This window comes from Marinobacter iranensis (assembly GCF_029207565.1).
GTDB lineage: Bacteria > Pseudomonadota > Gammaproteobacteria > Pseudomonadales > Oleiphilaceae > Marinobacter > Marinobacter iranensis.
In genome coordinates, this window is sequence record NZ_JANCMW010000427.1 from 1 (window position 1) to 233 (window position 233).

The 233-nt window shown below is 66.5% G+C and carries 1 protein-coding gene; it reads left to right on the forward strand.

What is annotated here, in order from left to right:
• A partial coding sequence (locus NLU14_RS22965; protein WP_275710964.1) for a hypothetical protein occupies positions 1-233 on the forward strand: 233 nt, incomplete at both ends.

The following is a 233-nucleotide window of genomic DNA, read 5'->3' on the forward strand; positions in this document are numbered from 1 at the left end:
TCTGCGGGAACCTACCCGGATTGGGTGACGTTCTTCAGCAAGGGGCAGGCGGTCCGGGCCGCTGTCGTCAGCCACCCCGGATGGCGCGCCGACCAGCTGGCCGACGTTATTGACACTGATCTCGCCACGATCGTCGCGTCCGGTGCGCGACGACTGATCCTCGACGTCGGCACGAACGACGCGTTGCAGGGGACCTCCCCGACGGCGTTCGGTAATGCGCTGCGAGAGATCCT